This window comes from Dietzia sp. UBA5065 (assembly GCA_002415925.1).
GTDB lineage: Bacteria > Actinomycetota > Actinomycetes > Mycobacteriales > Mycobacteriaceae > Dietzia.
On record DIAZ01000060.1, the window covers coordinates 13,298 to 14,777 of the forward strand.

Consider the following 1,480-nt stretch of genomic DNA (forward strand, 5'->3'; position numbering starts at 1 on the left):
GGCGTGAGGTGCTCGGCGAGCTCGCCGAGGAAGCGGTTGAGCACGCCGGAGCCCGGGTCGTAGATCCCGCGCTCCAGCGCCGAGGTCGGGCGCCCGGGGATCCAGGGCGGGTTGCACACCACCACGTCGGCCCGCCCGCCGTCGGCGGGCCACAGGTCGGCCTCGGCCACCCGGACCCGGTCGGCGAGCCCGAGCCGGTCCAGGTTCTCCGCCGCGCACCGCACCGCGCGGGGGTTGATGTCGGTCGCCACCACCTCCCGCGCCCCGCGCCGGGCCAGCACCGCCGCGAGCACCCCGGTCCCGGTGCCGATGTCCCAGACCACGGGCTGGTCCACTCCCCGCGGCCAGGGGGCGTCGGCGACCAGGTCGATGTACTCGTCGCGGGTGGGGGCAAAGACGCCGTGGGCGGGATGGATCCGAGCCCCCAGGGCGGCCACCTCGATGCCCATGCGGTGCCACTCGTAGGCGCTGATCACGCCGAGGAGCTCGGGCAACGACACCAGCGTCTCCCCGCCGACGTCGTCGTCGCCCCCCACACCCTCCGGACCGTAGGCGTGAGCACACGCGTCGCGCGCGTCGGGCGCGCGGCGCAGCCGGATCGAGTGGTCCGGCTCCAGCGGGATGAGGATCTTGCCCAGGATCGCCGCGCGGTGCGCGCGGGCTCTACGGTTGGCGAGGAACACCTCCCCGGGATCGGCGCCCGGTGGGGTGCGGGACGCCCGCTTCTGCAGCCGCCGGTCGATCGCGCGCAGGAGCTGCCGGGCGTTGTGGAAGTCGCCGCGCCACAGCAGGCCGGTGCCCGAGCGGATCAGGCGGAGAGCCTTGTCCGCGGAGATGTCGTCGGTGATCACCACGAGGTCGCGCGGCGCCGGCGCCCCGTTCTCGGACCGCCACCGGGCGGTGCGGGGCGCGCCGTTCTCGCTCCAGCTGACGGTGGTCATGGCGCGGGCCGGCGGGGTACGGGGAGGAGCACGGGGATCCTTCTGCCAGGCGCGCACTCGACCCGACCGGGGCGGCGTGAGGACGCGGATTGCGGTGGCCCGTTTTTCGGGCTGTGCTCATTGTCTCAGCAGGTCTACGCTGGAGCCCACAGAGCAGCGGCTCTCGCCCCGTGGACCAGGGAGTTCGTCATGAGCGCATCACAGGCCGACCTCTGGAGTGGCCCCGTCGGGGACTCGTGGGTGCGCAACGCGGTGGCCTACGACCGGATCCTGGAGCCGCTGGGGCGGGCGGCGCTCGACCGCCTCGATCCGGGGCCCGGGGAGCGCGTTCTGGACGTGGGCTGCGGGACGGGGAGCACGACCCTGGAGATCGGTCGGCGGGTGCTCCCCGGCGGGTCGGTGCTCGGCGTCGACGTGTCCCGCCCGATGATCGACTTCGCCCGGGCCCGGTTGACCGACGCGCGCGAGGGCCAGGACAGCGACGCCCAGAACGTCGAGTTCGCCGCCCTCGACGTGGAGAACGACGAGTTGCCCGGGCC

At 74.5% G+C, this 1,480-nt stretch carries 2 protein-coding genes; one reads left to right on the forward strand and one right to left on the reverse strand.

Annotated features, from left to right (window positions below; translation table 11 throughout):
• Positions 1-941 (reverse strand): class I SAM-dependent methyltransferase (locus tag B4M60_RS04655; RefSeq protein WP_291080745.1); only part of this gene is annotated, 941 nt, incomplete at its 3' end.
• A gap of 189 nt (positions 942-1,130) precedes the next feature.
• Here B4M60_RS04655 and B4M60_RS04660 point away from each other — a divergent pair.
• Positions 1,131-1,480, forward strand: a 350-nt coding sequence (locus B4M60_RS04660) for a class I SAM-dependent methyltransferase (protein WP_291080747.1), incomplete at its 3' end; no start/stop codon positions are given.